This is a genomic window from Dactylosporangium siamense (genome assembly GCF_016862795.1).
Lineage (GTDB): Bacteria > Actinomycetota > Actinomycetes > Mycobacteriales > Micromonosporaceae > Dactylosporangium > Dactylosporangium siamense.
The window spans coordinates 1-1,492 of the sequence record NZ_BONQ01000264.1 but is presented as its reverse complement, the minus strand read 5'-3'; the positions used below and the strand labels follow the sequence as shown (position 1 = coordinate 1,492).

Annotated in this window: 1 protein-coding gene; it reads left to right on the top strand. The window is 70.0% G+C overall.

Annotated elements, in window-relative coordinates:
- Window positions 1-66 precede the first annotated feature (66 nt).
- A complete protein-coding gene (locus Dsi01nite_RS56840; protein WP_239137330.1) occupies window positions 67-1,419 on the top strand; it encodes an IS701 family transposase in 1,353 nt (450 codons plus the stop codon).
- The last annotated feature ends 73 nt before the right edge of the window (window positions 1,420-1,492 follow it).

The following is a 1,492-nucleotide window of genomic DNA, read 5'->3' as shown; positions in this document are numbered from 1 at the left end:
TAGTAGTACTTCGTTAGGTCGGGGTGTCGTTGTGACCTCGAGGGGGTTCGGTAGTTTCATGCTTCGGTGACTCCTGACGAGCTTTCGGCTGTGCGGCAACGCCTTGAGGCGTTCGCGGCGGATGTCTTTGCGCCTCTACCGCGGTCGGATCAGCGGGCCAAGGGTGTGACGTACCTGCGTGGGCTGTTGCTGGACGGGCGGCGCAAGTCGATGCAGCCGATGGCGGAGCGGCTTGGGGTGGATCATCAGGGGTTGCAGCAGTTCGTGACGACCTCGACCTGGGACACGACGGCGGTCCGGGCCCGGCTGGCCCGCCGGGCGGTCGATCTCGTGCAGCCGGTGGCGTGGGTGGTCGACGACACCGGGTTCCCGAAGGACGGCGCCGGCTCGCCTGGGGTTGCCCGGCAGTACTCCGGCACGCTGGGCAAGGTCGGCAACTGTCAGATCGGGGTGAGTGTCCACGCGGTCACTGATACCGCGTCGTGCCCTCTGGATTGGCGGTTGTTCCTGCCGGAGTCGTGGGACGAGGCGAAGGCGGGACCGGCCGCGGTCCGGGCGGCGAAGGCCAGGCAGCGCAAGACGTTGACGAACGCACCGCGGGCGGCGGTGTCGGCACCGGCCGGCGCGGGTGCCGGCGCTGGGGTGGATGCCGACGCGGTGGTCGAGGCGGCGCGGCTGCGCCGGCGCCGGTGCGCGATCCCGGACAACGAAGGCCACCGTCCGAAGTGGACCCTGGTCGTGGAGATGCTCGACGCGCTTGCCGCGCAGGGGCTCCAGCCGCCGCTGCTGGCAGCGGATGCCGGCTACGGCGACACCAGCCAGTTCCGGGCAGCTCTCGACGAACGCGGCATCGTCTACAGCGTGCAGGTCAAAGGCGACGCCCTCGCCCACACCGCCGATGCGCAACCCGTCGCGCGGGTCTGGTCCGGGACCGGCCGCCCACCGGCATCCACAGCCCCCGTCTACCTCGACGACACGGCCAGCCTGGCCGAACACATCACCGCCGCCGGCCGCGACGCAGCGGTCACCGTCTCCTGGCGCGAAGGCAGCAAAGGCACCCTCAGCTCACAGTTCGTGTTCCTGCGCGTACGTCCGGCCGGGCACCGCATCCCCCGCGACCCCGACGGCAGCCTGCCCCAGCGGTGGCTGATCGCCGAATGGCCCGACGACGAACCCGAACCCGTCACCTACTGGCTGACCAGCCAACCCGCCGGCACCATCCCAGCCGACCTGATCCGCTACGGCAAGATCCGCTGGCGGATCGAACACGACTACCGCGAACTCAAGACCGGCCTCGGCCTGGACCACTTCGAAGGCCGCTCCTGGACCGGCTGGCACCGCCACGTCACCCTCGTCACCGCCGCGCACCTGTTCATCACCATGCTGCGACTCGACCCAAAAGCGGATGCGCCGGCCTGACCCTCTACAAGGCCATCCGCGAGCTGCAGTTCCTCCTCGCGACCTGGACCGGCGCATGCCCCACCTGCCACCA